The following is a 3,371-nucleotide window of genomic DNA, read 5'->3' on the forward strand; positions in this document are numbered from 1 at the left end:
TGGGGAACAACCAAAAATTTATAAACGAAGTATTAAAGGTTTCAGAAAAAACCGGAGAGTGGATGTGGCAACTTCCCTTTAACGATAAACTCAGAGAACAGATAAAAGCTCCTCACGCAGACGTTTACAACGTTGGTACAACAAGGTACGGAGGAGCTATCACAGCAGGGTTATTCTTGGAAAAATTTGTAGATCCTAAAATACCTTGGGTTCATATAGATATAGCAGGACCTTCTCACCACACATCCGGATGGTACTACCATCCAAAAGGTGCAACTGGAATTCCTGTAAGAACCATAACAACACTGTTGTTAAAAAGAGCAAACTACCTAAAATAAATTTAGTTAGTCAGTTGAGGTATTAAAGATGAATTCGGTGATTGATGAAAAAATAGAAAAAGAGATGGAAAAATATGAAATTAAAAGTTTTGCAGATATTGTAAGAGCTTTACTACAACATCCGGACTGGCTTGAAGAGTTGAGAAAGATTATACTAACAACAGAGCTGTTAGAACTTCCTCAAAAGATGAAGGAAGTTTTAGATAGATTAGAAAGATTAGAGAAAAAGGTAGATAAAATAGAGTCAGATGTAGAGGTTTTAAAGCAAGATGTAGCCGTTTTAAAGCAAGACGTGGCAATTTTAAAGCAGGATGTGGAAGTTTTAAAGCAAGACGTAGCAGTTTTAAAGCAGGATGTAAAATATATGAAAGGTGAAATAGGAAAATTGAAAGGAAGCGATTTAGAGAGAAAGATTAAAGACAAATATCCAGCGTATTTTGGAAAGTTGTTGAAAAAATCCAAATTGTTAGATTTAAGTAAACTGGTTGATTTAATAGATGAAGCAGAAGAAAAAGGTGTTATAACACCACAAGAGAGAGACTCTTTATTTGATTTGGATTTGGTTGTAAGTGGTGAGTTGAGAGAAAGTAAGAAACCTGTTTATTTGGCTGTAGAGATATCTTACTCTCTTTATGAAGATGATATAAAAAGAGCATTAGATAGAGCAAATGTCCTATTTAAGGTTTTAAAGCAGGAAGTTATTCCAACGGTTGTTTATGTTGAAGGGTTCAACAATATTGAGGAAGTAGCAACACAAAATGGAGTTTTAGCGATAAAAGTCAACTATTAAAACGGGAGGGATTACCTCCCTTTTTACCTTACTGATTAGGCTTTGGAACGTCATGAACAACAACATTTTTACCTGCCCAAAGTGCTTGAATATTACAAGCTACCTGAACACCACTTCCAGCAGCACAGGCGTACATAGTACTAACACCAGCAATTAATCCAGCTGCGTATAAACCTTCTTTTATTTTGTTGTCTTCATCTATCTTTAGCTGAACTTTTCCTGGTCTTGGAGACTTTTTGTTTTCTATTACTTCAACACCTTCACATTCAATGTTAAACTCATGGAATCCGGTTGCAAAAACAACTATGTCTGATGTGTACTCTTTACCATCTTCTGTAATTACTTTAAAGTTTTTATACTCTCCTTCTACTTTTATTACTCTTCCTTTTACAATGTCAACATTACCATAACTTTGAGCTTGTTTTCTTAGATTTTCCAGAGCCTCTTTCCCTAAAATACCTTGTGGCAATCCAGGAACGTTGTAAAGCTGTGCTTTTAAAAGGTCAGAAGAGTCGTTGTCAATTACTAAGTATTTTCTGTTTTCTCCCCACTCAAAATGTCCTTTTGCTGACGCTAACGTTAATGCACATGACAATCCGGCAGGTCCACCACCTATTATTACCACATCGTATCTTTCCATTTTCTAACCTCCTACTTAATTTTTCTTTTTAAAACTCACATAAAGGTTATAAGAAGATACATAAACAATTACGGCTCCGGCTATAACCGGGAATAATGAAACTAAAATTTTTCCTATTGCAAGAGTAGGGTCAGAAAAGTCTACTTTAAAAATGAAAGGTAAGTTGTTGAATATCGCGTACAATCCTATAACAATTCCTAATACGTAAAGAATTCTAACTAACATTTTCCATACTCTCGAATTTTGGAAGTTTTATTACTTTTACAATGCTATCTGCTTCAAATCCAAATTTATTCTCTCCTGTAGATGTTCTTTTTGATATAGGTATAGCATTTGTATCTACTTTTACTTTCAACAGTTTACCATGTTTTGTTTGTACTAAAACTTCCTCTCCTATATCAACTGGAATCATCGATACCACATAGTCGTCTTTGTTTAGTTTGATAGCCATTAGTCCTTTTTGTCCTCTTTTTTTTATAGGAAACTCCGTTTTTTCAACGAGTTTCATATAACCTTTTGATGTTGTAACCAGTATGTAGTTATGACCGTCTATAAGAAATGCTCCGGATACTTCATCATTTTCATCTAAGTCTATTCCTTCAACTCCCTTTGCCTTATCTCCGGTTACTCTTACTTCGTTTCTTTCAAATATTAATAAATCTGCGTTTTTCGTGTATATACCTATATAGGAAGGGTTTTGGTCTGCTATTGCAACTTTAAGTTCATCGCCTTCATTTAGTGGCATTACTGTATGGTTATGGGATTTATAAAATATATCTTCGTCAAACATTCTTTTTATTATTCCTTGTTTGGTTATTAAAAAGACTCTATTTTCTTCTCCTTCTCCTTGATATATACTTCCTACAATTTCTGAGTCAACTTTTAACTTTCCTTCTCCTTTTGGAAGGTCTATGACTAAACTCCAATCTGCTTTACCATCTTTTGTAAAGACTGCTACTGGTTTGGAGCTTTCCACCTCTTGAATAGAGATGATTTTTTCGTTTTCTACAACATTCAAGGATATCTCATTTATAATCTTTTGTAATATTTCATTTTTATCGGTATTTTCATCAACTTTATGGTTATAGACTTTTCCGGATGACATAATAGCAAACATGAAGTACTCTTTAAATGTTAACTCTTTTTCTGTGGATATTGTGGTTTTTCTTTCATCTGCGTACTTTGAAATCATTTCATCCATTTCTTGTATAAATACTTTAATCTTTTCTTCTTCACTTGAAAGAATTGTTTTGTATCTTTCTATATTTGATTGTAGTTGATTTTTTTCTTCTTTCAGTTTTCCGGTTTCTAAAGCTGTAAATCTTGCAAGTCTCATATCAAGAATTGCGTTAGCTTGTGTATCTGTAAGGTTGTATCTTGTTGTTAAAAGTTCTCTTGCTTGAGCTGTATCTTTTGACGAACGTACTATATCAATTACTTTATCTGCATTTTCTAAAGCTACGATAAGTCCCTCTACTATGTGGAGTCTGTTTTCTGCCTTCTCAAGTTCAAACAGCGTTCTTCTTGTGATAACTTCAAGTCTATGTTTTATAAATTCTTCTAAAATTTCTTTTAAAGTCAATACTTTTGGTTGTTTATCTAC

At 33.5% G+C, this 3,371-nt stretch carries 4 protein-coding genes and 1 pseudogene; 2 read left to right on the top strand and 3 right to left on the bottom strand.

Translation table 11 applies throughout. From position 1 onward, the window contains the following. Positions 1-338 (top strand): annotated as a pseudogene (locus tag NE054_RS07450) (aminopeptidase); the annotation flags it as partial. 28 nt (positions 339-366) lie between these two features. Beyond that, a complete protein-coding gene (locus tag NE054_RS07455; protein WP_297890268.1) occupies positions 367-1,128 on the top strand; it encodes a hypothetical protein in 762 nt (253 codons plus the stop codon). Positions 1,129-1,156: 28 nt separating this feature from the next. Here the strand turns inward: NE054_RS07455 and NE054_RS07460 are convergent, their stop codons facing one another. The 3 genes from NE054_RS07460 to NE054_RS07470 form a co-directional block, all read right to left on the bottom strand. Continuing rightward, complete coding sequence (locus NE054_RS07460) at positions 1,157-1,768, bottom strand: NAD(P)/FAD-dependent oxidoreductase (RefSeq protein ID WP_297890270.1); 612 nt, start codon at positions 1,766-1,768, stop codon at positions 1,157-1,159. Positions 1,769-1,783: 15 nt separating this feature from the next. Continuing rightward, positions 1,784-1,993: a hypothetical protein gene (locus NE054_RS07465; protein ID WP_297890272.1), complete on the bottom strand. Its 210-nt coding sequence runs from the start codon at positions 1,991-1,993 to the stop codon at positions 1,784-1,786. After that, positions 1,983-3,371 (bottom strand): DNA gyrase subunit A (locus tag NE054_RS07470; protein WP_297890274.1); only part of this gene is annotated, 1,389 nt, incomplete at its 5' end. The genes NE054_RS07465 and NE054_RS07470, both read right to left, overlap by 11 nt.

It is taken from the genome of Sulfurihydrogenibium sp. (assembly GCF_027448985.1).
Taxonomy (GTDB): domain Bacteria; phylum Aquificota; class Aquificia; order Aquificales; family Hydrogenothermaceae; genus Sulfurihydrogenibium.

Excerpts from the sequence above, each read along its gene's own strand:
- NE054_RS07455 (WP_297890268.1), top strand. The coding sequence starts at position 367 with ATGAATTCGGTGATTGATGAAAAAATAGAAAAAGAGATGGAAAAATAT.
- NE054_RS07460 (WP_297890270.1), bottom strand. The coding sequence starts at position 1,768 with ATGGAAAGATACGATGTGGTAATAATAGGTGGTGGACCTGCCGGATTG.
- NE054_RS07465 (WP_297890272.1), bottom strand. The coding sequence starts at position 1,993 with ATGTTAGTTAGAATTCTTTACGTATTAGGAATTGTTATAGGATTGTAC.